This window comes from Yoonia sp. (assembly GCF_014859355.1).
GTDB lineage: Bacteria > Pseudomonadota > Alphaproteobacteria > Rhodobacterales > Rhodobacteraceae > Yoonia.
Genome location: NZ_JACUUJ010000002.1, coordinates 1 through 24,717, shown reverse-complemented (window position 1 = coordinate 24,717; position 24,717 = coordinate 1). Strand labels below are relative to the sequence as shown.

The window sequence follows — 24,717 nt, the reverse complement described above, 5'->3', positions numbered from 1 at the left end:
CATGCCCATCACATTTGAAAACCTTTCCGATCTGCTCGACCATCGGTTCGATACGCTGATCGATGTCCGCTCGCCCGCCGAATTTGCCGCAGATCACGTGCCCGGCGCGATCAACCTTCCAGCGTTGTCAAATGCGCAGCGTGCGCACGTCGGGACAATTTACAAACAAGTCAGCCCGTTTAACGCCCGCAAGATCGGGGCCGCCATGGTGGCCCGCAACGTCGCTGATCATCTGGACGGACCGCTGGCGGACAAAGGCGGCGGCTGGCGCCCGCTGGTCTATTGCTGGCGCGGCGGACAGCGGTCCGGATCTTTTGCCGCGATTCTGACGCAGATTGGCTGGCGTGCTGATACGGTCGCGGGCGGCTATCAGACCTTTCGCCGCTTGGTCAACAGAACGCTTTACGACGATCCGGTACCGCACCCGATTGTATTGCTTGACGGCGATACCGGCACTGCCAAGACCGCGATTCTGGCTCGGCTCAAATCACGCGGGGTGCAAGTATTGGACCTTGAAGGGTTGGCCGGTCATCGCGGGTCACTGTTGGGTGCCGTACCCGGAGGGCAGCCCAGCCAAAAGGCATTTGAAACCGCAGTTGCCATGGCGCTGCACGCGCTTGATCCCGCGCGGCCCGTGGTGGTCGAAGCCGAAAGCAGCAAGATCGGGCGGATCGTTTTGCCACCATCGCTGTGGCGCGCGATGTGCGCCGCCCCCCGCATCGTCATCACAGCCCCGATGTCGGCGCGCGCAGACTTCCTGACACAAGCCTATGCCGACATCATCGCCAACCCCGATGCGGTCGCCAATTCTCTGGCCCCGCTGCGCTATATGCGTGGACATGCTGTTGTAGACGGGTGGCTTGCACTGTTACGAAGCGGCAATTTCCCCGGCCTTGCCACCGCATTGATGACACAGCACTATGACCCTGCATATGCGCGGTCGCGCCGGATTGACGGACCGTCAGTTATCGCAAATGTGCAGGCCGCAACACTGGATACCACCGGACAAGAGCATGTAGCCGATGCAGTGCTGCGCGCGCTTAGTGCGTGGCGATCCCCGGTGCTTGAGTGATCTCGCCAATTATCGCGGCAGTGTAACCTGCGATTTTGAGCTGTTGCAACATATCCGCTGCGTGATCACCGGCAACAGCGGCCAGCAAACCACCCGCGGTTTGCGGATCGAACAACAGGTCAAAATCCGGGCCGCCGATCACCCCGGCCCCGGCCACATTATCCGCAAACAGCGAAGACCGCACACCGGACTGCGCCAGCGCCGCCGCGCCCGGCATCAGGGGAACCTGATCGGGTTTCACCACTGCACCGGTGCCCGACGCGTCACAGATGCCGCGCAAATGCCCCGCCAACCCGAAACCGGTGACATCCGTCATCGCATGCGCATGGCGCAGGATATGTGCCGCCCGTCCCTGGGGTTGGACCATCAGGTCAAGGCAAGCGATCACATCCGCGCCGTGCGCATGCCCTGCCATTTCAGCGGCCATGATCGTGCCGCTGCCGATGGGTTTGGTCAGGATCAGTGCGTCACCGGGTTGTGCCCCGGCCAAGGTAATCGGCGTATCGGTCAGCCCAGTCACCGTGAACCCGATGGTCAGTTCTTCGCCCAGCGACGTATGCCCGCCGACGATCTTTGCGCCCGCCTCGGTCATCACCCCTATGGCGGCCTGCATGACCTCGGCCAGTGTGCGCTGTTGCAGATCGGCGGACATGCGCGGCAGAATGATGCTGGCGGTTACCGCCTGTGGCGCGGCCCCCATCGCCCAGATATCACCCAGCGCATGGACCGCCGCGATGCGGGCCATCAGCACCGGATCAAGCGTCAGGCTGCGCAGATGATCCGTGGTGATCACCTGCCCGGGCTGCACCATCGCGGCATCATCGCCAAAATGGTCGGCCAACACATCGCGCAATGCTGCGCGCCCCACCTTCGCCCCACAGCCACCGCACATCGGTTTATCGCCCAACGCCTCTGCCAGCCCAAGGGCCGCCTTGCGCGGGGTTTGCTTGGTTTGCATCGCGGGCAGTGCGTCAAACTGGCGCATGAATTTGCGGTCGATATGATCCTTGAGCCGCCACAAAAGCGGCCCCTGCCGCGCTGTGCCAAATTTTTCCGCCAATGCTGATTTGCCGCCCAATGACACCAGTTTCAGGTAATCGCCTTGCGGTTTATAGGGTCGCAGGCGCCCGCCCGACAGAACCGCGCGCAGGTTGTCGAATAGCACAGGTGCCTCGCGCACGGCATAAACGCCCGCCTTGGGGCGGGGGTTTTCGCGCAGATGCGCGCAGTCTCCGACCGCGAAAATAGCGGGGTCACTGGTTTTCAGGTTAGCATCAACGCTGATGAACCCGTCATGCAGGTCCAACCCGATACCTGCCAGCCAGTCATGCGGTTTGGCACCCGCCGCCCCGGTGGTAAAATCAGACCGGATCGTGCGCCCGTCGCGCAATACTACACCTTGGGGGAACACCTCTGTCACGTCGGCATCTTCGATGATCTCGACGTTTTGCGCGGCAAGGGCGGCCAGCATTTTCTGCCGTGCCTTATAGCCAAGATCGGCCAGCGCGCGGCTGCGGTCGATCAGCCGGACGGTGGGGGATTTGTCGCGCAGGGCGTGCGCCATCGCCATCGCCAGTTCAGCCCCCGCGACCCCGCCGCCGATAATCGCGATTTGCGGGTCTTTGGCATTGGCGCGAAACGCATCCCAGCGCGATGCGAACGTGCCCAGCGGCTTGGCCGGGATCGCATGGGCGGTGAATCCGGACAGGGCTGGCATGGCCGACGTGATACCCACATCAATCGCCAGCGTGTCATAACCGATGGGCGGCCTGCCCGGCACCGTGACTGTCTGCGCGGCGCGGTCAATCCCTGTCGCATAACCGTTGATCAAACGCGCCCCTGCAAAACGCGCCAGTTTTACCAGATCAATATCCAGTTCATCACGCGTATAATGCCCGGCCACGAAACCCGGCAACATCCCCGAATAGGGCGCGGTCGGGCCGGGGTTGATCACCGTTACCCGCACACCGGGCAAGGGGTCCATCCCCCATTTGCGCAGCACCAGCGCATGGGTGTGTCCACCGCCAATCAGGACAAGGTCGCGGGTCAGAGGAAAACTTTTCATTGCGTTGTTCTAGCGGGCTGGCGATCAGGGGGAAAGCCATTGTCCTTCCCAGTGACGATCACGTGAAAAAGATGCCCGCCGGTGAACCGCGCCCAGATGCACCACGTCGATGTAGGCAATCTGACAGTGCAACACAGCGAATGTCGCGGGATCGGGCCGTTTGATATAGTCCAACGCGGTGGCAATCGGCTGGCCCGGCGGTGGGATCACGCCATAGCTTTGCTGCGCATGATCGGGGATACTGTTCCATAGCGGCAAAATGTCAGGCCCCGATTGCATGGTCACATCCGCCTGCACCCTGATTTGCAGCGCCTGTTCCGCATCCCACACATGCAGCGCCGCGCGGGGGGTGGCGCGCAGGCTGGCTATTTTACCAGAGCAAAGATCGGTGTGAATGGTCAACGCGGTTCCGCCCCTGTCGGCAGAGCGCAAGACGACCGTGCGCGCCTCGGGCCAGCCGGTGGGTGATACGGTGGCAAAGGTGGGCCGCCGCGCCGGATGCGCCGCATCACGCACACCCGTTTCCAGCGTGTGCCATAAACGCCGATACAAACCGTCCAGCGTTGCAAACCCGTCAGTCATAACCTGTCATCTCCAGATAGCCGCGGCCTTGATGGCTGCCGGTCACGGTCACTGGCCCTTCCCAATAGGGCACGGTGGTGTTCATCCATGCGTTTTCATTCATGGCCTGCACGGTCACGTCCACGCCCCTTGCGGGCAATGCGACATGCCATGTCACGGGAACATCCCGCACGTTCATCGCCAGCGGCGTGGCAACAAGCGCCCCGTCAGCATATGGCGTCGCCGTTCCATCAGGTGCGATCCACGTGGCAGAGGTATAGTTTTCACCGTCTGTCTGTTGCAGCCGAAACGCCATCAATTTGTTACCATCATCGAACGACAACGAAAACCAATCCCAGCCCGTCTGATTTTGCGCCAAGGGTTGCGATGACCATTCCCGATCCAGCCATGCGGCACCTGTCACCGCCACATCGCCGTCGGGCAGGCGCAATGTGCCTGCGATGTCAAAGAAAGGTTGCGAATAATAATACGACGCCTGCCCAGCGGCAGATTTGACCGAATAACCACCGTCCCCATGAAAAACCAGCGGCCCCTGCGCGGTCAGCGCCATATCATAGCTGAAATCGGGGGCGCTGGCGGTCATCTGCATGGTCTGCCAATTACCTTGCAGCGTCCACTCATCGATCCACGCAGCAAAGGGGTCAGCCGTCACACCCGCCTGCCCGATGCCGCCGCGCGCAAGCCGTTCGGTGAAAAAGTGATCTGCTGGCGTTGTCACGGCGGCGTGCCCCATCCACAACTGCGGCGTGTCCCAGCCAGTGCTGTCTTGCGGGGCCAGTGCGGAGCGGAACAATGTCCATTGCAGACCATAGGGCGTCCCGTCTGCGGCGGTCAGGTTCGCCGTTAGATACCACCATTCGATCCGGTAATCGGGGTGTGCGCCGTGATCGGCAGGAAAGCTGAAAGTGGGGTTGGGCTGTGGCACGGCAAACCCATCGACAGCCGCGCCCAATCCGGCAAAGCCTTGCGCCTGCGCGATCGCCGGAAACAGCGCAAAAATCAGGATTTTAACGTTCATTGGAAAACACCTTGAGCAGGTCAGCCGGCGGCGTGCGTGCCAGCCTGCGGGCGGGCCAAAGGGCAGCCAAGACCGCCGCCAGCAGCGCAAACAGCCCCAGCCGCGCATAATCTGCCGGAAACAGATACATCGGCAGTTTCCACCCAAAGGCCGCGACATTGACGATGGCCAGCAACGCCCAAGCCAGCACCAACCCCAGCGGCAGCGCGACCAGCGCCGTCAGCACGGCCAGCAGCACGGCGCGCAACATTTCCAACCGGCCCAGTTGCGCGCGCGTCATGCCCATCGCCCATGCGGGTGCGAGTTGCGGCACGCGCATGGCAGCAAGGGTGAGCAAGCTCATCAATATCGCAAAACCTGCCACCGCCAGCGTCAGGATATTCAGCGCGGTGGTAACTGTGAATGTCCGGTCGAACACCGCCAATGAAAACGCCTTGATCCCCGCCTGATTGATAGTCTGGCTGGCGGAAATACCTGTTTCCGCCTCAAGCGCAGCGACAAAACCCGCCACATCCGCGTGGTCCATCCGCAGGCCGAACCGCTGCGGGGCGATTTCGGGATAGAGCTGGGTGAACAGCGCCTCGGATATAATCGCCTGCCCGATGGGGTTGCCATAGTCGCCGTAAATTCCCGCGATGGCCAGCGACACATCCTGCACTGTGATTCTGTCACCAATCGCCAATCCGGCCCGGCGCGCCAGTTGTTCGTTGATCAGCGCCGCCTCACTGGCAAAGGTGCGGTTCCACGGGTCTGGCCCGCTGTGCAGCAACACCCAGTTGTCGCGATAGGTGGCATGGTCGCGGGTGCCGAACACTTCGCTCGGGAAACCGGCAATCTGCGCATCCGCCGACTGGATCGGCAGGATCGCGTCAACCCGTGGGCTGGCAAAGCCGATCAGCGCCGCGGTCTGTTCGCCATCTTCGGTGCTGACATAAAGTTCGGACGCCAGCCGTTGATCCAGAAAGGCGGTAAAGGTCATCCGAAAGCTCGACACCATCGTGGACACCCCCACATTGGCCGCCATCGCCAGCAGCAGCGCCATCAGCGCCAGCGACAGCCCCGGCAATTGCTGGCGCGTATCGGCCCAGAACCATTGCGCCGTCACTGACCGGGCCAGCCCGCTGGCCAGCGCCAACACCCGATCAAGGATCAACGGCAGCGCCAATGCAGCACCGATCAAAAGCGCGGCCAGCAATGCAAACCCCGCAACAAGGCCCTTGGCCTTGAAGATAAGAATTGCCGACACGGCCAAAAGGATCATCGCGGCCAGCGCCTGCACCCGCGCGCTTTTGCCCGCAGCCATGGCCAGCGCACGCGGTTGCGCCGATGCCAGCAGCGGCATGCGGGCCAGTTTCCAGAACGCACCGCTGGCCGCAAACGCGGTGCCACCCAGCGCAATGGCTAAACCCGACAGCCACCAGACCGGACGCAGTTGCAGCGTGCCCGACACATCCGCCCCGTAAAGCCCGCGCAGGGTCGCTGCCACATCGGGCAAAAGCAAGGCCGCGATCAGATAGCCCAACGCGACCCCAATGCCCCCGGCCACCAGCGCAAAGACCGTCAGCTCTGCCGCCATCAGCACCACCAGCCGCCGCAGCGGCACGCCCAGCGCCCGCAGCGTCCGCATCACCGGGCGGCGCTGTTCAAACGCCAGCCCGATTGCGCCGTTCACGATGAATATCCCTACGGCAAAGGACAAAAGCCCAAAGGCGGTCAGGTTCAAATGGAAACTGTCGGTCAGCCTGCCGATATCCGACCCGCCCTGCGCCTGTTGGCGGGTCAGTTCGGGGGCGATACCGGCCAGTGCCGGGCCGCCCTGCGGCTGATCCGCTGCAACGATCAGGCTGTCGATCTGGCCAGCCTTGCCAAGCAGGCGCTGCGCCACGCCGATATCGGTGATGGCCGTGCCGGGCGCGGCATCGGGACTGACGATCACCGGCAGGTCAGGCAGCCGCGCCGCCGTGTCGGCATTGGCGAAAAGCTGGCCCGCGCCTGTCAGGAAACCCGCGATATCTGCCCCCTGAACCAGCCTGACCGGCCCGATCCCGCCGGGGGCTGTCAACGGCTCGATCCCGACAATCCGCACGCCGTTCAGCCGCCCCTGCACCACCGGGCTGACCAACCAGCCCGCCCGGCGCAGCGCGATATACGTCGCCTGATCCATCGGTTGACCGTCGCGGCGCACCAGCCTGTCATACTGCCCTTCGCCCAGTGTGGCGGCGGCGGCGTCATAGCTGGCGCGGGCCTCGGCGTTCACGGCCTGCACGCCTGACCAAAGCGCCGTGGCCAGCGCCAACCCCGCCAGCAGCGTGAACCCCTGCAACGGATTGCGCCACCAGTGCGACAACAGCGCCTGAAGCGTGGCACCTGTCATGCGATCCGCCCTTGCCGCAGATGCAGTCGGCGCCCCATCCGCCCCGCCAACGCCTGCGAATGCGTCACCATCAACAACCCCGCACCGGTTTCTGCCACCAGTTCCAGCATCAGATCCAACACCGTGGCGGCGGTTTCTTCGTCCAAATTGCCGGTAGGTTCATCGGCCAGCACCAGCCGCGGTTTCGGCGCAAGCGTGCGCGCGATGGCGACCCTTTGTTGCTGACCGCCGGACAATTGTTCAGGGTATTTGCCCAATTGCGATGTCAACCCCATGCGGCGGGCCAGTGCCGCGGCCCAATCAGGGTCATGCTGCCCCGCCAGGCGCGCCTGAAAGGCGATGTTATCAGCCACCTTGAGGCTGGGGATCAGGTTGAACTGCTGGAAAACCACACCAACCGTGCCACGGCGCAAGGCGGCGCGCCCGGTGTCATCCAATGCCGCAATATCCGTACCATTCAGGACAATCTGTCCGCTGTCGGGCGTATCCAGCCCACCGATCAGGTGCAAAAGCGTGCTTTTGCCGCTGCCGCTTTCGCCGGTCAGCGCCAGCGTTTCGCCCCCGTCAAGCGTCAAGTCAACGCCGTCCAGCACCGTGAACGGCCCGTCAGCCGTGGCATAAGTCTTGCGGATATCCTTGACGATCAGCAGCATGTTCCCTCGCATCCTTGCCCTGATCTATCACGGGATCGCAGCAGGGAAACGGCCCTGCGGCAATAAAGGTGCTTTGACCTTAGGTTTTACTGGCCCCTGGCTGCCAAGGCAGTAGGATAATCCCAAACCACACTGGGAGGCTATGATGAAAGACATCGTAATACTGGGCGGCGCGCGCACGGCGATTGGCACTTTTGGCGGCGCATTGGCGGGCACACCGCCGATTGAGCTGGGCACCGTGGCCGCAAAGGCCGCACTGGAACGGGCCGGTGTCGCAGGGGCGCAGATCGGCCATGTTGCCTTTGGCCATGTCATCAACACCGAACCCCGCGATATGTATGTCAGCCGCGTCGCCGCGATGCAGGCGGGCGTGCCAGACAGCACACCCGCGATGAACGTCAACCGGCTGTGCGGGTCGGGCGTGCAGGCGATCATTTCGGTCGCGCAATCGCTGATGCTGGGCGATGCCGATTTCGGTCTGGCCGGCGGTGCCGAGAACATGTCGCGGTCACCGTTCATCATGCCTGACGCGCGCTGGGGTGCCAAAATGGGCGATATCCGCAGCCTTGACATGATGCTAGGCGCGCTGAATTGCCCGTTTGGCACCGGACATATGGGGGTCACGGCGGAAAATGTCGCCCGCGAAAATCAGATCAGCCGCGACGCGCAAGATGCCTTTGCCCTGCAAAGCCAGCAGCGCGCAGCGGACGCGATTGCAGCGGGCTATTTCGATGCGGAAATCACCCCGGTGCAGGTTCGCGTCAAACGCGACATGGTCGATTTCATCCGCGATGAACACCCCAAGGCCACCACAGCCGAGGCGCTGGCCGGTCTGCGGGCCGTGTTCCAGAAGGACGGCACGGTGACCGCAGGAAATGCGTCAGGCATAAACGATGGCGCAGGCGCGGTTGTGCTGGCAACTGCGGATGCGGCGGCAAAGGCGGGCCTGACGCCGAAATTCCGTATTCTGGGCTATGGCATCGCCGGTGTCCGGCCTGAGGTGATGGGCATCGGCCCGATCCCTGCGGTGCGGCAATTGCTGGAAAAAACCGGCCTGTCGGTGGGCGATTTCGATGTGATCGAATCAAACGAGGCCTTTGCCGCCCAGGCGCTGGCCGTCAGCAAGGAACTGGGGCTTGATCCCGCCCGTGTGAACCCCAACGGCGGCGCGATCGCGTTGGGTCATCCGGTGGGGGCGACGGGCGCGATCCTTACCGTCAAGGCGATGTATGAACTGGAACGCACCGGCGGCAAACGCGGGCTGATCACCATGTGCATCGGTGGCGGGCAGGGCATTGCGCTGGCGATCGAGCGGATATGATCCCTTAAAACACGATCCGCTTTTGCCGTTCGGCCAGTGCTGACAGCACGCTCATCGCGGCAAGGGCGGAACTGCGGGGGTTGTCGGGCAGGCCCTTGCCGGTGATCTGGAATTGCAGCTCGCCAAACTGGCCGACCGCGTGGATTTCGTGGGTGTTGCCCTGCGCTTGCGGGTCGGCGATCAGCTCCACCCACGTGGCATCCAGCCCGATCCCCGCCAGTGCGACAGCGGCGGCAACATTGGCGTTCTTGGGGTAGGCTAGTGCGGCCTGCCGGGCGGTGCCGTTGAAATGGGTCACCGGTTCGGTCAGCGTGTTGAGATCCAGCACATCATCGGCAGGCGATCCGCGCCAGCCTGCGGGGGGCTTGCGGCCCGTATAGGTCACGCTTTGCATAGGACCGACGCTGGCGGCACGCAAGGCGTCCAGACCACCGATGGCCCCGCTGGCAAGTTGCAGCTTTGCCCCGCCGGTCTGCGCGGCGTTCAGCAGTTGATCATAAATCGCCTGATCCGCCAGCGCGCCCAGCGATACGGTCAGCACGTCGATCCCCCGCGCCAAAGCCGCCGAACCATGCATTGCAAGTGCGGCATGTCCGCCGCAATCGACCACCAGATCAACACCTGCGGGCAAATCATCGACGGCACTGATCCGAGGCATTTCAACCGCCGATTCCTTGCCGCGGCGCACGATCCGGGCCACCTCGACCACGCCGTCCGGCAGGTGCGCGCGCACGTATCCGCCAATTGCACCCTGCCCGATTATGGCGATCTGCATTGCCTAGAATGCCTTGAAGGTCAGCGTTGTCAGTGTCCGTTCGATGCCTGGCACATCCAGCAGGTTGGCGTTGATGTATTTGCCCACGTCTTCGCCCTCGGGGATATACATCTTGACCAGCAGGTCATATTCGCCGCTGATTGAATAAAGCTCTGAATGGATTTCGCGCAGCGCGATGGCATCAGCCACATCATAGGCGGTGCCGGGGCGGCAGCGGATTGAAATAAAGACACATTGCATTGGCAGGCCCTTTCTGGTCGTCAGACAGAGTTGACCAGAAAGGCGCGGCAGATGCCAGCCCTCAGGCGGTTGGATAATCGCGCAGGAAAACCCATTTGTCGCCGTCAGACAGATCGGAGTCATAGGCGTAACCGCCCGCGCTGAACCCTTTGATATCATCGGGGGCAGTCAGCCGGTTTTCCATGATATACCGCGCCATGGCCCCGCGTGCGCGTTTCGCGAAAAAGCTGACGATGCGGGGTTTGCCGTCTTTCAGTTCCATAAAGGTGGGCGTGATCACCCGCAGCGTCAGCGCCTTGCGGTCGGCAGCGCCAAAATATTCCTGACTGGCGCAGTTGATCAGCGTATCAGTGCCTTGTGCCGCCGCCTGCGCATTCAATGCCTTGGCGATGGTATCGCCCCAGTAATCATACAGCGATTTGCCGCGCCGGGTTTTCAACCGGCTGCCCATTTCCAGCCGATACGGCTGGATTGCGTCCAGCGGGCGCAGCACCCCGTATAGCCCCGACAAAATCGCCAGATGATCCTGCGCCCAGCGCAAATCATCCTCGGACAGTGTTTTCGCCTCTAGCCCCTGATAGGTGTCACCGTTGAACGCCAGTGCTGCCGGTTTAGTCGCCTGCGGTTCGGGTTCCGCCTGAAACACCTTGAACCGGTCCCGGTTCAGGCGCGCCAGATCGTCGGATATATGCATCAGGTCTTTCAGCTGCTTCAGCGTCAGGTTGCGCGCCGTTTTCACCAGACGCACCGCATCGTCCTGAAAGACGGGCTGCGTCGGCGTGACGGCGACAGGGTCCATATCCAGTGACTTGGCAGGCGAAATAACGACGAGCATGGGCAGGATCCTTTATTGTTCTGTCTTGGGATGTAACATGCGGCGCGGCGATGACCAGCCCTCTGGCCCTTGTCGGCGGTTCGCCGTATCAAGGGGCAAATATTCGGGAGAACCTAAATGAAGCTTTGCCGCATCCGCACAGAAAAAGGCATCCGGCCCGCCGCCCTCGACGAAACCGGCGCGTTCCGCGACCTAAGCACCTATATCGATGATCTGGGCGAGGTCGAGATTGCCCCTGCGGGGCTAAAAACACTGGCGGCCCTTGATCTGGCAAAACTGCCCCGGATCAAGGGGGACTATGCCCCGATCCTGCGCGATATTCGCCGGCTGTTCTGCATCGGGCTGAATTACCACGATCACGCCACAGAAATGGATATGCCGATCCCCGAACACCCCGTGCTGTTCATGAAGGCCTGCCCGGTCACGGGCGCGCATGATCCGATCATCATTCCCAAGGGATCGACCAAGACCGATTGGGAAATCGAACTGGGCATCGTGATCGGCCAGACCGCACAGCATGTCACCGAGGCGGACGCGCTGGATCATGTGGCGGGCTATTGCATCGCCAACGACGTGTCTGAACGGGATTTTCAGATGAATTTCGGCGGTCAATGGGTCAAAGGCAAGTCGTGCGACAGTTTCGCCCCTTTGGGGCCATGGCTGGTGACACGCGATGATATCCCCGATGTGCAGGCGCTGGACCTGCTGTTGCAGGTGAACGGCGTGACCAAACAGTCAGGCAACACATCCACGATGATCTTTACCGTGCCGCAAATCGTGTCTTTCGTCAGCCGGTTCGTGACCTTGCAGCCGGGCGACGTGATCATCACAGGCACCCCGCCCGGTGTCGGTGTGGGGCGCAAACCGCAGGAATTTCTGACACCGGGTGATACGGTCAGTGCAACAATCACCGGCTTGGGCGAAATGCGACAAAGCGTGCAGGCGTTTGGCCGCTGACGCCTGTCAGTTCAGTTGCACCTGCAATGGATATTGCCCATCTTCGAAGGGACCAAACAGATCATCCAGATCAGGGTGATCAACCGGTTCACCGGAATAGTCAGCGACAAGGTTTTGTTCGGACACATAGGCGACGTAAAAACTTTGTTCATTCTCGGCTAAAAGATGGTAAAAAGGCTGGTTTTTGCGCGGGCGGCTGTCTTCAGGAATGGCGTTGTACCATTCGTCTGTGTTGGAAAACATTGCATCGACATCAAAAACGACACCCCGAAAGGGATGCTTTCTGTGACGGACCACTTGGCCCAGATGATATTTTGCGCGTGCCTGAAACATAACGTAGCTCCCCAAGGCAACATATGTGTTTTTTGCCGTCAAAGTCTACCGGTTACGCGTCGAAATAAGGGAAACAGTCTGTGAACATGATCCTGACAGTCTTGAACATTACAGCCCCGGTCTTTTTTCTGGCTGCAGTCGGCTTTGCATGGGTCAAGCTGGGTTTTGAATACCGGGTCGCATTTGTGACCCGCTTGGCGATGACGCTGTCAGTGCCCTGCTTGATCTTCGTTGCCCTGATGAAAACACAGATCGACCCCGAGGCGCTGGCGGCGCTGTCACTGGCGTCACTGGCGGCCTATGCGCTTGTCATGTTTGGAATCTTTGCATTGGTCAAACTGGCCCGGCTTGATGTTCCCACATATCTGGCACCGCTGGCATTCGGCAACACCGGCAACCTTGGTCTGCCTCTTGCGCTGTTCGCCTTTGGCGAGGTCGGGTTAGGCTATGCCGTCGTGGTTTTTGCGGTCATGGCGATTTTGTCGTTCACCATCGGCATCTGGATCGTATCAGGAGGCGGGTCGCTAAAACGCGTTGTGCAGGAACCGCTGGTGGGGGCCACCGTCTTGGGGGCGGTATTTTTGTGGCAAGGTTGGGAAACACCACAATTCCTGACAAATGCATTGGAACTGATCGGGCAAATGGCGATCCCGATGATGCTGATCACGCTTGGCGTGGCCATGGCGCGGCTTGAAACCCGCGCCATGACACAAGCCGTCTGGTTGTCAGCAGCCAAGCTTTTGATCTGTCTGGCGGCTGGCTGGGCTACGGCACAGTTTTTCGGGCTTGATCCCGTCGCCGCTGCGGTGCTGATCATGCAGGTCGCAACACCCGTCGCGGTCACATCCTACCTTCTGGCTGAAAAATATGGGGCAGATGCACAGCCCGTAGCGGGTCTTGTCGTGGCATCGACCCTGTTGTCGGTGCTGGCTTTACCCGTCATCCTTGCGTTTGTGATCTAATCTGCCCGAGTGGGGGATTAACAGACCCGGCACAATCGGCTATGGTTTAAAAAAACAAACAAAAGCGAGAGGCAGATGAGCAGTATCTTTCGCGCGATGATTGCCGTGCTGGTTTTGGGCAGCTGTAGCGGCGGGGGTGGCTATAACTCTGCCCCGCGACAGCTGAATGACGCATGCAGCATCGTGTCTGAACGGCCCGAATACCTGCGGGCCTTCCGCCAGGTTGAACGGAAATACGGGGTTCCGGTCCCGTCACTGATGGCGATCATCCATCAGGAAAGCAAATTCATCGGCAACAACCGCACGCCGCATCGCTATGCGCTGGGGGTTATTCCGGTGGGGCGACAATCATCCGCCTTTGGCTATAGCCAGGCGTTGGATGGCACATGGGAAGAATACGTAAACAGTGTCGGCGGCAGACGGGCACGGCGCGACAATATCAATGACGCAACCGATTTCATGGGCTGGTATATGAACCTGACGGTGCAGGAAACCGGCGTGCCGATCTATGACACCCGCAACCAGTATCTGGCCTATCACGATGGTCGCAGCGGGTTCAATCGCGGCACATGGCAATCCAAAAGCTGGCTGATCCGCATCGCGGGAGAGGTCGAAGCGCGCGCCGTTCTTTACGACGCACAGCTTCGGTCTTGCGGTAAACGCTGAACGGTCATGAAAAAGGCGGCCCAAACGGCCGCCTTTTGTCTGGCAGGGCGGGGCTTTCCTAGTTGCCCCATTTGCGCATTTCTGCACGGATGTTGAACAGGATATCGCCAATGCGCCCCCCTGTCACAAGATCGCCCAGCACGACGGTGGTGCGCGTTCCTATATCATCGGTGATCACCCACTGGCGCAAGGCAATCGGATTGGCGCTAAAAACCAGTTGGATCGCACCGTATTCCGCGTTGTCGGGGTCACGCGCCGTCACGGTCGTGTAGGTTCCGTCATAGCTTTGCCCGGTGACCATGCGCGCGCGTTCCAGATTGACATCGCGTTGCAGGATCACGTTCAGCGGGGTCTGGTTCAGCGGATAGCGGTCCGGCCCGGTGTTTGATCGTGGATCGAACACGGCCAATTGCCCGCCACCGGCAATAACCATCGACCGTTCCGGCGGATCGTATTCGAACCGGATGCGCCCCGGACGCTTGATATAGATCGTGCCTGCAATCTGCGACCCGTCTGGATTGACCTGGGTAAACCGCCCCTGGGCTGTTTCCAGCTGATTCAGATATTGCGAAATCTGCGCAAGCGACAACTGCTGCGCGGTCGCCGCACCCGCATAGATCGCCAGCGCGACCACTGCGAAAGTGAATAGGATACGTTTCATCATCTGTCTTACCTATGTGCTTGCGTGCCTGTTTGCACCTGCCTGATGCATCGCACAACAGCATCTATCCGCATGTTAGGCGATATCACGCCAGATGATTACCAATAGCAGCCAGACCATACGCGGCATCCAGCAGGGCGATATCACTGATTTCCCGGCCTATCATCCGCGCAAGATGGTCCGCACCGATCAGATTGGCCGGTATCGTGATCGCCATGCGCAGGGCATCCTGCGGGGCGATACCGACGCGGGCAATCAATCGCGCCACACCCTGCGCCTGTGTCACATGGGCACCGGCCAGATTGCCTTCAGCGTTGATAAGGCGGCCGCCCTGCAGGCGGATGTCCTGCCCGTAAAGCCGGAAATGATCCGGCCCGCCGACTGTCGGCATCGCGTCCGAAACCAGAAACATCCGGTCTGGCCGGGGCCGCGCCCGGATCGCAAGCGCCAGCATCGTATCATCCACATGCACGCCATCACAGATAAACCCCAGATGCGCCGCGCTGTTGATCGCGGCCCCCAACATGCCCGGTGCGCGCCCTTGCATCGGCGACATCGCGTTGAACAGATGGGTCACAGCCCGTGCACCTGCGTCAAACGCGGCCTGCGCCTGCGCAGCGCTGGCATCCGTATGCCCCAGCGATACGACGGCCCCGGTAGCGGCAAGCGCGCCGATCTGGGCCAGCGTCGTGACCTCGGGCGCCAGCGTGATCATGATAGGGATATCATGGCGCCGCAGGTCTTTCACAAGGTCCAGCGTGATGTCATCCATTGGCCGGATGAAATCGGCCTGATGCGTGCCGCGGCGGGCGGTGGCGATATGCGGACCTTCGATATGCAGCCCGGCAAAACCGGGCATATCACGGGCAGAGATTGCGGCCAGCGCCGCGCGTGCCAGCACATCGGGCGTGTCGGTGATGACCGTGGGCATGACCGCCACGGTGCCACAAGCCCGGTGCGCCGCGATGATTGCGGCAATGCCGTCAGGTGTCGGGTTCTGGTTAAACAACACGCCACCGCCGCCATTGACCTGCAGATCGACAAAACCGGGGGTGAGTGTGCCAACGATGGTGCGCACCGGCGCATCAGCAGGCAAGGCGGACTGCGGTTGCAACTCTGTAACAACACCGCCCACAACACCCAGCGCCACACGCCGACGCAGGTCACGGCCGTCAAAAATCGCATCAGGGACCAGCCAAAGGTCAGTCATCTCTGCGCCATCACGGCCGCATAGGCAGCACCCCGCGCCCCGCTGATATCACCACCCTGCGCCAGATAAATCGGGGGCACCGGAAAGCCGCTGAATTGCGCAGTCGTGACCGCTGCCCGCAAATCAGTAGCGATACCGAGAATTTGCGATAATCCGCCGCCCAGCACGATGCAATCGGGGTCAACTGTCAGGATCAGGCCGCGGACCAGATCGGCGACCAGCGCACACCAGATATCCCACGCCGCCTGCGCAGCCGGATCGACGCCGCGCCGGGCCGCAATCGCGGGCGCATCCAGCACCTGCCCCATGGTGACGGCCCCGATCCGCGACAGGCCCGCGCCACTGATCAGCGTTTCAACGCAGCCCGTGCGCCCGCATCCGCATGGCACCAGCGGCAAGCCATATTGCGCCACCAGCGCCGCACTGGCGCTGACATGGCCAAATTCGCCCCCCGTCTGGCTTGGCCCCTCCAGCAGACGCCCGTCAATGGCAATGCCACCCCCGACACCCGTGCCAAGAACCAGACCCAAGACCGTCCGACACCCCTGCCCCGCCCCCAACACCGCCTCTGACAGGGTCAGGGCGCGGCTGTCGTTCAGACAGGTCACAGGACGGCCAACCGCCTCGCTGATATGGGCAGGAAAGGGGTTGCCCGCGATGGGCAGGTTGGCAGCCAGTGCCAGACCATCGGCGGGATTGATCAACCCGGCAGAGCCGATGCCAACAGGCAACACCGCGCCAGTGGCCGTTTCAGCCCATCGCACCAGATCTGTCAAGGCAGCGGTTAGCCCCCTATAATGGCGAGGCGTTGCAATGCGCTTGCTGTGCTGTATCTGCCAGTGATCGTTGAATATCTGTGCGGCAATCTTTGTGCCGCCCAAGTCAATACCCAGCACCATTTGGTGACGATTCACACGAACTATCGCACCCACACTTCGACCCTGCTTTGGGCCGCAGGACCAGTCTGTCCACTGTAACAGGTTGTCGGTGCGATGCTGCCAAAACCCCGCGAAGACAGTTGCAGACTGTTGTTCTGCACGGTGTCCGGCGCAAATTGCGCAAACGCCGCGCGCAGATCCGCCGCCGCGGTGCGCGAAAGGGTGATCGCCGCTTCATCGCCGTCAGGGCTGATGGCATAGCCGACAAATACAACCGCGCGCCCGGCATAGTCCGGTGTTTTGAGAAGATCGTCCAATAACAGGAACATCGCTCGGTTCCATGCCGCTTGTGGCGCGCTGACCGGACCACCAAACAGCGTGGGCGACAACCGGTCTGCCTGCGACATTTCCTGAAACATCTGTGCCGCAACAAGGCGTTCTGCATCCGTCAGTGTGGCCTCTAACAGGCCACCAAGTCGCGCAGTCTTTTCTGCATGATCCTGTATCATCGCGCTTTGGTTCACATAACCGGCAGCAGCTATCCCCATTTGGGCCACAGATGTCATGGCAAAATCAAAAAAGGCGCGCACCTGCGATGTGCTATCCAGCGGGTCAGCGCTGGCCATCACCGGCAGCAAAAGCGGATAATCCCCCGATATGATGTTGAACGTCGTCGGGGTGACCGCCGGACCACAACGACCTGAAACCGACAACGCTTGATTGTCGCCAAGGTTTCCAAACCCGATCACGCTCAGGCTGCCCGGAAGCTGGTTGACAGAGGCTGCAATGCTTTGTTCATCGGCCATGATCAGGACACTGTCTGCGATTTCCTTGCCAGCCGGTGCCATGATGATGCGGTTCAGTGCGGCCCGTGTGGGCGACGATTCGGGCAGTTGCAAGGTCAAGATGGCTGTGTCAGCACCGCCCAGTTCAGACCAGTTTGTGATCTCTCCGGCGTAAATCGCTGCCAGTTGCGCGACGGAAATGCCACTGACACCGATATTGCCGGGGGCGACCACAACAAGCGCGTCCAGACCTAACATCTGTTGCGTGGGCTGCGCGGTCATCGCCCAATCCGCCGGCGCAGGATAGGCAACCTCGGCCAGATCTGTCAGCAGCACCGTGCCGATGCGAACATCGCTGCTGCCGCCTTGGTCCGCAATGGACAGCGGCACCGCTTGCCCAGTAGCGGCATATGCTGCCGCAAGCGGATCGAACACACCGGCAGAACCATCCCGAGCAAAGTCAACACTTGCCACTGCCGCATCGGGCGCTGCGCCTGCGACGGAAAGGTTTTCATCTGCTCCGGCAAACACCCCCAGAAAATCTGCAGCAGTCAGCCCGAAATCATTCTCTGTCACCAGGCTGGCACAGCCCGCGCCATAACACCCCACCTGCGATACAGGAACATTGACCCGCCCAACAGTGGACGCGACAGTGACCATTGTTCCGTCAAATCCGACGACCTCCCCTTCAATAGTGATGAACCCATCGGCCGATCGCAATTCAACAGGTGCAGAAAATACGATCGCGGGCGGTACTACAAAAATCAGAAAAGCAGCAAATTTATACATCATGCGCTATTCTACCCCACGCGCTGACCTCTGACATAGCGGATTTCACCGAATTGGCGGACATTTTTATAAAATACTGGCAAAATCAGGATACAACCCACAATGCCGCCTCATTATTTCTTTTTCAAAAACAGTGACCCGCTTGCCCTGCGCGGTTTGCATCAGGCCTGCCGCACCGGTCAAGCGCCTTTGCGCCAGATAAATGGCCCTTGTCGCACAACCGCTGCAATATCACAAAACCGCCCGATGTGGCCACGCTCTGCGACGGACTGCTAAACGTCCGACGCGGCCGCGTTTGGTCGCTCCAAGCCGACAAAGTCAAACAGTTTGGGGTCCAATAAATGCGATGGTCGCGCGTTCATCAAGGCCCGAAACATGACCTGCCTGCGACCGGGGCTGTTTTTTTCCCAGCCATCAATGATCTGTTTGACCTGCTGGCGCTGCAACCCGTCTTGTGATCCACACAGGTCACAAGGAATGATGGGATAGCGCATGGCAGCCGCAAATTTTGCGCAATCCGCCTCGGCCACATGAGCAAGGGGGCGGTAAAGGAATAAATCGCCTTCTTCATTTACCAGTTTCGGCGGCATCGTGGCCAGACGGCCACCGTGAAACAGGTTCATGAAAAAGGTTTCCAGAATATCATCGCGGTGATGGCCCAGCACGACCGCCGAACAGCCTTCCTCGCGGGCGATCCGATACAGATTACCGCGGCGCAGACGCGAACACAGCGCACAAAACGTTCGCCCCGCTGGCACCTTGTCCATGACGATGGAATAGGTGTCCTGATATTCAATCCGGTGCGGCACGCCCATCTTCGCCAGAAACGCTGGCAGAACCGTCGCCGGAAACCCCGGTTGGCCCTGATCAAGATTGCAAGCCACCAATTCGACCGGCAGCAACCCGCGCCATTTCAATTCGTAAAGAACCGCCAGCAGGGTATAGCTGTCCTTGCCCCCCGACAGACAGACCAACCATTTTGCCACCGGCGCTGCTGGGTCGCGGTTGACCATACCATATTGTTCGATCGCCTCGCGCACGTTCTGCACGATCCGCTTGCGCAGCTTCTTGAACCCGGTGGTTTTGGGCGCACCGTAGAACAGCGGGTGAATGTCGTCGGCATCATCTAACATGGCGCGCATATGCCAGATTACCGCTGCTCTGCCTAGAGGCATCCAACCGGCGCCTTGATGCGTAAAAAGAAAAAACGGAGTTCGCCATGCGTCTGATCATAATCGCCACCCTTGCCTTTCTGGCTGCCTGCACGGGCAAGCCCTCATTTGACGACCCCAGCCTGAGCGACCGCAAGCTGAACCTGGAGGAGTTCTTTGACGGCAATCTGGTGGCTTACGGCCAGTTTCAGGACATTCTGGGCACCGTGAGGCGCAGTTTCGTGGTGACCATCACAGGCGATTGGGATGGCGACCGCCTGCGGCTGGTCGAAGATTTCGCCTATGAAGACGGATCAACCGAACAGCGCGTCTGGACGCTGACCAAAACCGGCCCTGACAGCTGGACCGGCACAGCGCCCGGTGTGATTGGCGCTGCGGTCGGTCAGGAACAGGACAACAGGTTTAACTGGAAATATGAAATTGATTTGCCGATTCCATCTGCGGATGGCACCACCGACACGATGCGCGTGACATTCGACGACTGGATGTGGCTGCTGGCCGAGGATCGCCTGCTGAACCTTGCCTATGTCAGACGTTACGGGTTCGACATTGGCACGGTAACAATTTCATTCGAAAAAATGTAACAAGATTTTTCGCGAAAAATCTCAGTCCGGAACGTTGTCGATGCCGGAACCGCCCAGCGGATGACAGCGCCCGATCCGGCGCGCGGCCAGCCACGTGCCCTTGATTGCGCCGTGCTTCTCAAGCGCCTCCAGCGCATAGGCCGAACATGTCGGCTGATAGCGGCAGCCATGCCCGACCCATGGCGACAACACCACCCGGTAAGCCCGCACAGGCAGCGATACGATATAGGCCAGCGGTGTCATGGATGCACCTTGCGCAACGCGCGTTTCAGATCGGTGACCAGCGTATCAAACGGCAGCGTCGCGGTCACGTCCTTGCGCCCGACCAATACATAATCCCAGCCATCGCGGCCATATTCAGGCAAAACCAACCTTGCCACTTCGCGCAACCGTCGCTTGGCACGGTTACGGGCGACGGCATTGCCGACCTTTTTGGAACAGGTATAGCCGACGCGGATACCCTGTGGCTCGCCCTCTGCACGTTTGCGGGCTTGCAGGTGGATGCCGGGCGTGGCGTATCTGCGCCCATGGGATGCACGCAGGAAATCCGCACGCAGCGTCAGAACCTGCAAACAAACGGAAACCGCCGGAGTGCCTGCATCTGGCCCAACCGGCGGTTTCAAATCAGTCAAGGCAGCGTAGGCGCTTACGCGCTCAGCTTTGCACGGCCTTTGGCACGGCGCGCATTGATAATCTTGCGCCCGGCCTTGGTGGCCATCCGTGCGCGAAAGCCATGGCGGTTCTTGCGAACCCGATTCGATGGTTGGAACGTACGCTTCATCGCGTGTCCTCCGGTCTGGGGCCAAATCCGAAACGACGGATTCGAAGCCGATCAACAATTCAGAACCGTGCCATAAAGCGGGGCCGCCCCGCTGTCAACGCTCATCCCAAGGTCAAACTGCAACAATTCGGAAATTTTGCACGGCCTAAATGTTTCAATCATCACGCTTAGCCCCACAAAACTGAAACAAGCGGACGCATTTACATCAATGGACCGTGATAAGGGTATCACAAAACCATTCATGTCGTCATGTAACATCCCATACCACACTGCTGGAGCGAACTTGAAAGATGCCCGAGATGACAGAAAAGTCCACCCATCCGTTGATACGCAACCTTCCACTGCTGACGATCCTGATCGTAGCCGTGCTTGGCGCGGTCTATCTACGCGATTACCTTTCATTTCAGGCGCTTGCTGACAACCGCGAGGCGCTGATCACGTTTCGCGATGCAAACTATCTGGCAACTGTGGCTGCGTTTATTGCCGCCTATGTCGTGATTGTGGCATTTTCGCTGCCCGGGGCCACCATCGCCACGCTGACGGGCGGTTTTTTATTTTCCACCTTTCCCGGCGCCCTGTTCAATATCACGGGCGCGACGATAGGCGCGATCATCATCTTCCAGGCGGCACGCTGGGGTTTGGGCGAACGGCTGGCGGCAAAAATGGAAACATCCGAAGGCACGGTCAAGCGGATCAAGGAAGGGATCGACAACAACCAGTGGGAAATGCTGTTTTTGATCCGGTTGGTCCCTGCTGTGCCGTTCTTTGTGGCCAATCTGGTGCCTGCGCTGGTCGCTGTGCCGCTGTCGCGCTTTGCGATTTCAACTTTTCTGGGCATCATCCCCGGGGGCGTCGTTTATACATCCGTCGGCGCCGGACTGGGCGAGGTGTTCGCCCGTGGCGAAACCCCCAACCTTGGCATTATCTTCGAGCCAGCCATTCTCTTGCCTATTTTGGGGCTCTGCGCACTGGCTGCTCTTCCTATTTTCATCAAGGCCCTGCGCGGCAAGAAAGGTTTGTAATCCATGAAGCAGATCAAGACAGATATTTGCATCATCGGCGGTGGTTCTGCCGGCTTGTCCATCGCAGCAGGGGCTGTGCAGATGGGCGCAAAGGTCGTGCTGGTCGAGGGGCACAAAATGGGCGGCGATTGCCTGAACTATGGCTGCGTGCCGTCCAAGGCACTGATCGCCTCGGCCAAACAGGCCTATGCCATGTCGCACGGCGCGCCCTATGGCGTGGCCGCAGTCGCGCCAACCGTCGATTATGCCGCCGCCAAGGACCATGTCGCCGATGTGATCGCAACGATTGCCCCCGTGGACAGCGTGGAACGGTTCGAAGGGCTGGGCGTGCAGGTCATTCAGGAATTCGGCCGCTTCATCTCGAAAACCCAAGTGCAGGCAGGCGATACAGTGATCACCGCGCGCCGGTTCGTGGTTGCCACCGGGTCCGGGCCTTTCGTGCCGCCAATTCCAGGGTTGAAGGATGTCACTTATTACACGAATGAAAACATCTTTGATCTGCGTGACAAACCCGACCACCTGATCGTGATCGGAGGCGGCCCCATCGGCATGGAAATGGCACAGGCACACCGGCGTCTGGGCTGTGATGTCACTGTCATCGAAGGCATGAAAGCATTTGGTAAGGACGACCCTGAAATGGCGGCCATCGTGCTGGACAACCTGCGCGCCGAAGGCATCAACATCATCGAGGACGCACAAGCCGAAAAAATCAGTGGCAAGGGCGACACCGTCACCGTGCATACGCCAAAGGGCGATTTCACTGGATCACACCTGCTGATCGCGGTGGGGCGCAAGGTGAATACCGAAAAACTGGATCTGGACGCGGGCGGCGTCGCCCATGATCGCGCCGGGCTGAAAGTTGGCGCGGATCTGCGGTCGGTCAGCAACAAGCGGGTTTATGCCGCGGGCGACGTGGCTGGCGGGCTGCAATTCACCCATGTCGCAAGCTATCATGCCGGCGTGCTGATCCGGTCAATGCTGTTTGGGCTGCCGTCAAAACAACGCACCGATCACATTCCATGGGCCACTTATACTGACCCTGAACTGGCGCAGGTTGGCCTGACCGAGGCGCAGGCGAAAAAGAAATTCGGCGCCGCAGTCGAGGTTGTGCGCTTTGATTTCCACCATAACGACCGGCTAATCGCAGAACGCAAAACCAAAGGGCTGATCAAGGTCATGGTGGTCAAGGGGCGGCCTGTCGGCGCATCGATCGCCGGGCATATGGCGGGCGAATTGATCAGCATGTGGGCCATGGCCATCGCAAACAAGATGAAAATGTCTGCCATCGCCAACACCGTTCTGCCCTACCCCACAATCAGCGAGGTTAACAAAAGGGTTGCGGGTGCCTATTTTAGCCCCAGACTGTTTGAAAGCGATACGGTCAAGAAAGTGGTGGGATTGATCCAGCGCTGGTTTCCCTGATCGCGCAAGGCGAGGCATATGTTTCACACTCTGTCAGGTCGGTTCCTGATCCTCACGGTCATCTTCGTGATGCTGGCAGAGGTATTGATTTTTGTGCCTTCGGTCGCCCGTTTCCGAGAGGATTATTTACTGGCACGACTGGAACGGGCGCAGATCGCGTCATTGGCGCTGGAAGCCGGCGACATGATCAGCCCCGCGCTTGAGGCTGAATTGTTGCAAAACGCAGGTGTTTACAACGTGGTGCTGCGCCGCGATGAAGTCCGGCAACTGGCGTTATCGTCCCCCATTCCGGCACCCATCACCGGAACGTATGATATGCGCGGCGCAACGGCCATGACCCTGATCGCCGATGCGATGCGCATATTGGTTGATACCAACGACCGGATCATCCGCGTGATCGGCAATCCGGTGCGCGACGGTGGCCTGCTGATCGAGGTGACGATGGACCAGATGCCGCTTCGGTATGCCATGCTGGAATACGGACGCAACGTGCTGTTTTTGTCGGCCGTTATTTCAGTCATCACCGCAGTTTTGTTGTTCTGGGCGGTGCAGATCCTGTTGGTGCGCCCGATCAAAGGCGTTGTTGAACACATGAAAAGCTACGCCGGCGCCCCCGAAGACGCACGCCAGATCATCCAGCCCACCGCCGCTGTGCGCGAACTGCGCGATGCCGAAGAGGCAATGCAAATGATGCAGACACAACTGACAGGCGCGCTCAAGCAAAAGGAACGGCTGGCGCAGCTTGGCGGGGCTGTCGCCAAGGTCAGCCACGACCTGCGCAACATCCTGACCTCGGCGCAACTGTTTGTTGACCGGATCGAAGGGTCTGACGATCCACTGGTCAAACGCATGGCGCCAAAACTGGTTAATTCCATCACGCGCGCCGTCACCTTGTGTGAAACCACCTTGGCCTTTGGTCGGGTGGATGAACCGGCACCTGCGCTGTCGCGTGTCAATCTGGCCCATATCGTTAACGACGTGATCGACAGTGAACGACTGGCGGCGGGCGACTATCCGATTTCTTTTGCCGAAGACATTCCCGCCACTATGATTCTGCGCGCCGATGGCGAACAGTTGTTCCGCGTCATCTTCAACCTTGTGCGCAACGCGCGCCAGGCCATCATGGCCACCGGCGAACCCGGAGAGATCGGGATCAAGGCTGACGAAGATGATCATGTCTGGCGGCTGACTGTCACGGATACCGGCCCCGGGCTACCAAAAAAGGCTCAAGAACATCTGTTTCAACCTTTTCAAGGCGGTGTGCGCAAAGGTGGGTCCGGTTTAGGGCTTGTGATCGCCTCTGACCTGATCCGCGGCCACGGTGGCCGTTTGGAACTGAAACGCACGGATGAAGCCGGCACGATCTTCATGATCCAACTGCCCAAAGCCGACCTGGCCCTGACACCCGCCGTCGAATGACAAAAGAATTCCGATTTGCCCTTGCATCGCGGCGCTGGCGCAGCTAAATCCCCCTTCACGCGGATTGGTAGCTCAGTTGGATAGAGTACTTGACTACGAATCAAGGGGTCGGGGGTTCGAATCCTCCCCAGTCCGCCATTT

At 60.3% G+C, this 24,717-nt stretch carries 26 protein-coding genes and 1 tRNA gene; 10 read left to right on the top strand and 17 right to left on the bottom strand.

Annotated features, from left to right (window positions below):
- Position 1 precedes the first annotated feature (1 nt).
- Positions 2 to 1,072, top strand: coding sequence for a tRNA 2-selenouridine(34) synthase MnmH (gene mnmH, locus IBX59_RS01305; RefSeq protein WP_296371575.1), 1,071 nt, complete (start codon positions 2 to 4; stop codon positions 1,070 to 1,072).
- Here the strand turns inward: mnmH and selD are convergent.
- From selD to IBX59_RS01280, 5 genes are read right to left on the bottom strand one after another with little or no spacing between them, the layout of a single operon-like run.
- Positions 1,041 to 3,137, bottom strand: coding sequence for a selenide, water dikinase SelD (gene selD, locus IBX59_RS01300; RefSeq protein WP_296371573.1), 2,097 nt, complete (start codon positions 3,135 to 3,137; stop codon positions 1,041 to 1,043). The two genes, mnmH and selD, sit on opposite strands and share 32 nt — an antisense overlap.
- A gap of 24 nt (positions 3,138 to 3,161) precedes the next feature.
- Entirely contained in the window at positions 3,162 to 3,719 is a 558-nt protein-coding gene (locus IBX59_RS01295) for a pyridoxamine 5'-phosphate oxidase family protein (protein ID WP_296371571.1), read from the bottom strand.
- Positions 3,712 to 4,737, bottom strand: coding sequence for a lipocalin-like domain-containing protein (locus tag IBX59_RS01290; RefSeq protein WP_296371569.1), 1,026 nt, complete (start codon positions 4,735 to 4,737; stop codon positions 3,712 to 3,714). Before IBX59_RS01290 ends, IBX59_RS01295 begins: the two co-directional genes overlap by 8 nt.
- A complete protein-coding gene (locus IBX59_RS01285) occupies positions 4,727 to 7,111 on the bottom strand; it encodes an ABC transporter permease (RefSeq protein WP_296371566.1) in 2,385 nt (794 codons plus the stop codon). Before IBX59_RS01285 ends, IBX59_RS01290 begins: the two co-directional genes overlap by 11 nt.
- The gene (locus IBX59_RS01280) at positions 7,108 to 7,764 is read right to left on the bottom strand and encodes an ABC transporter ATP-binding protein (protein WP_296371564.1); all 657 of its coding nucleotides are present in this window, start codon (positions 7,762 to 7,764) and stop codon (positions 7,108 to 7,110) included. Before IBX59_RS01280 ends, IBX59_RS01285 begins: the two co-directional genes overlap by 4 nt.
- Positions 7,765 to 7,909: 145 nt before the next feature.
- On the opposite strand from IBX59_RS01280, the gene IBX59_RS01275 reads away from it, so the two are divergent.
- Positions 7,910 to 9,085, top strand: coding sequence for an acetyl-CoA C-acyltransferase family protein (locus tag IBX59_RS01275; protein WP_296371563.1), 1,176 nt, complete (start codon positions 7,910 to 7,912; stop codon positions 9,083 to 9,085).
- A 4-nt stretch (positions 9,086 to 9,089) separates the two neighbouring features.
- Here IBX59_RS01275 and IBX59_RS01270 read toward each other — a convergent pair whose 3' ends face one another.
- The 3 genes from IBX59_RS01270 to yaaA form a co-directional block, all read right to left on the bottom strand.
- Positions 9,090 to 9,860, bottom strand: coding sequence for an aspartate dehydrogenase (locus tag IBX59_RS01270; protein WP_296371562.1), 771 nt, complete (start codon positions 9,858 to 9,860; stop codon positions 9,090 to 9,092).
- 3 nt (positions 9,861 to 9,863) lie between these two features.
- Entirely contained in the window at positions 9,864 to 10,100 is a 237-nt protein-coding gene (locus IBX59_RS01265; RefSeq protein WP_296371560.1) for an Lrp/AsnC ligand binding domain-containing protein, read from the bottom strand.
- Positions 10,101 to 10,161: 61 nt separating this feature from the next.
- Positions 10,162 to 10,935: a peroxide stress protein YaaA gene (gene yaaA, locus IBX59_RS01260; protein WP_296371558.1), complete on the bottom strand. Its 774-nt coding sequence runs from the start codon at positions 10,933 to 10,935 to the stop codon at positions 10,162 to 10,164.
- A gap of 117 nt (positions 10,936 to 11,052) precedes the next feature.
- Here yaaA and IBX59_RS01255 point away from each other — a divergent pair, with 117 nt between their 5' ends.
- Entirely contained in the window at positions 11,053 to 11,892 is an 840-nt protein-coding gene (locus IBX59_RS01255; protein WP_296371556.1) for a fumarylacetoacetate hydrolase family protein, read from the top strand.
- Between the two features lie 6 nt (positions 11,893 to 11,898).
- Here the strand turns inward: IBX59_RS01255 and hspQ are convergent, their stop codons facing one another.
- On the bottom strand, positions 11,899 to 12,225 hold the full coding sequence (gene hspQ, locus IBX59_RS01250; RefSeq protein WP_296371554.1) for a heat shock protein HspQ: 327 nt from the start codon (positions 12,223 to 12,225) through the stop codon (positions 11,899 to 11,901).
- An 80-nt stretch (positions 12,226 to 12,305) separates the two neighbouring features.
- Between hspQ and IBX59_RS01245 the strand changes: the two genes are divergently transcribed.
- Together IBX59_RS01245 and IBX59_RS01240 are read left to right on the top strand one after the other, a co-directional pair.
- Positions 12,306 to 13,187, top strand: coding sequence for an AEC family transporter (locus tag IBX59_RS01245; RefSeq protein ID WP_296371552.1), 882 nt, complete (start codon positions 12,306 to 12,308; stop codon positions 13,185 to 13,187).
- Between the two features lie 75 nt (positions 13,188 to 13,262).
- Positions 13,263 to 13,853: a transglycosylase SLT domain-containing protein gene (locus tag IBX59_RS01240; protein ID WP_296371550.1), complete on the top strand. Its 591-nt coding sequence runs from the start codon at positions 13,263 to 13,265 to the stop codon at positions 13,851 to 13,853.
- A 58-nt stretch (positions 13,854 to 13,911) separates the two neighbouring features.
- On the opposite strand, the gene IBX59_RS01235 is transcribed toward IBX59_RS01240, so the two are convergent.
- The 5 genes from IBX59_RS01235 to ttcA form a co-directional block, all read right to left on the bottom strand.
- A complete protein-coding gene (locus IBX59_RS01235; protein ID WP_296371547.1) occupies positions 13,912 to 14,517 on the bottom strand; it encodes an outer membrane lipoprotein carrier protein LolA in 606 nt (201 codons plus the stop codon).
- A gap of 82 nt (positions 14,518 to 14,599) precedes the next feature.
- On the bottom strand, positions 14,600 to 15,724 hold the full coding sequence (locus IBX59_RS01230; protein ID WP_296371545.1) for an N-acetylglucosamine-6-phosphate deacetylase: 1,125 nt from the start codon (positions 15,722 to 15,724) through the stop codon (positions 14,600 to 14,602).
- Complete coding sequence (locus IBX59_RS01225) at positions 15,721 to 16,623, bottom strand: ROK family protein (protein WP_296371891.1); 903 nt, start codon at positions 16,621 to 16,623, stop codon at positions 15,721 to 15,723. The genes IBX59_RS01230 and IBX59_RS01225 overlap by 4 nt, the downstream gene beginning before the upstream one ends.
- 20 nt (positions 16,624 to 16,643) lie before the next feature.
- The gene (locus IBX59_RS01220; protein WP_296371542.1) at positions 16,644 to 18,179 is read right to left on the bottom strand and encodes a substrate-binding domain-containing protein; all 1,536 of its coding nucleotides are present in this window, start codon (positions 18,177 to 18,179) and stop codon (positions 16,644 to 16,646) included.
- 269 nt (positions 18,180 to 18,448) lie between these two features.
- Positions 18,449 to 19,309 (bottom strand): tRNA 2-thiocytidine(32) synthetase TtcA, encoded by an 861-nt coding sequence (gene ttcA, locus IBX59_RS01215; protein WP_296371889.1) that lies wholly within the window; start codon positions 19,307 to 19,309, stop codon positions 18,449 to 18,451.
- A gap of 86 nt (positions 19,310 to 19,395) precedes the next feature.
- Here ttcA and IBX59_RS01210 point away from each other — a divergent pair, with 86 nt between their 5' ends.
- Positions 19,396 to 19,932, top strand: a complete 537-nt coding sequence (locus IBX59_RS01210) for a DUF3833 domain-containing protein (RefSeq protein WP_296371540.1) — start codon at positions 19,396 to 19,398, stop codon at positions 19,930 to 19,932.
- Positions 19,933 to 19,953: 21 nt separating this feature from the next.
- Here IBX59_RS01210 and yidD read toward each other — a convergent pair whose 3' ends face one another.
- The 3 genes from yidD to rpmH are packed head-to-tail and all read right to left on the bottom strand — an operon-like array spanning position 19,954 to position 20,713.
- A complete protein-coding gene (gene yidD / locus IBX59_RS01205) occupies positions 19,954 to 20,175 on the bottom strand; it encodes a membrane protein insertion efficiency factor YidD (RefSeq protein WP_296371538.1) in 222 nt (73 codons plus the stop codon).
- The gene (gene rnpA, locus IBX59_RS01200) at positions 20,172 to 20,564 is read right to left on the bottom strand and encodes a ribonuclease P protein component (protein ID WP_296371536.1); all 393 of its coding nucleotides are present in this window, start codon (positions 20,562 to 20,564) and stop codon (positions 20,172 to 20,174) included. The genes yidD and rnpA overlap by 4 nt, the downstream gene beginning before the upstream one ends.
- Positions 20,565 to 20,578: 14 nt before the next feature.
- Complete coding sequence (rpmH, locus tag IBX59_RS01195; protein WP_129762509.1) at positions 20,579 to 20,713, bottom strand: 50S ribosomal protein L34; 135 nt, start codon at positions 20,711 to 20,713, stop codon at positions 20,579 to 20,581.
- 299 nt (positions 20,714 to 21,012) lie between these two features.
- Here rpmH and IBX59_RS01190 point away from each other — a divergent pair, with 299 nt between their 5' ends.
- From IBX59_RS01190 to IBX59_RS01175, 4 genes are all read left to right on the top strand, one after another.
- Entirely contained in the window at positions 21,013 to 21,735 is a 723-nt protein-coding gene (locus tag IBX59_RS01190; protein WP_296371530.1) for a VTT domain-containing protein, read from the top strand.
- A gap of 3 nt (positions 21,736 to 21,738) precedes the next feature.
- Entirely contained in the window at positions 21,739 to 23,157 is a 1,419-nt protein-coding gene (locus tag IBX59_RS01185; RefSeq protein ID WP_296371528.1) for an FAD-dependent oxidoreductase, read from the top strand.
- 18 nt (positions 23,158 to 23,175) lie between these two features.
- Entirely contained in the window at positions 23,176 to 24,576 is a 1,401-nt protein-coding gene (locus IBX59_RS01180) for a HAMP domain-containing sensor histidine kinase (protein WP_296371526.1), read from the top strand.
- Positions 24,577 to 24,637: 61 nt separating this feature from the next.
- A tRNA-Arg gene (locus IBX59_RS01175) sits at positions 24,638 to 24,714 on the top strand.
- The last annotated feature ends 3 nt before the right edge of the window (positions 24,715 to 24,717 follow it).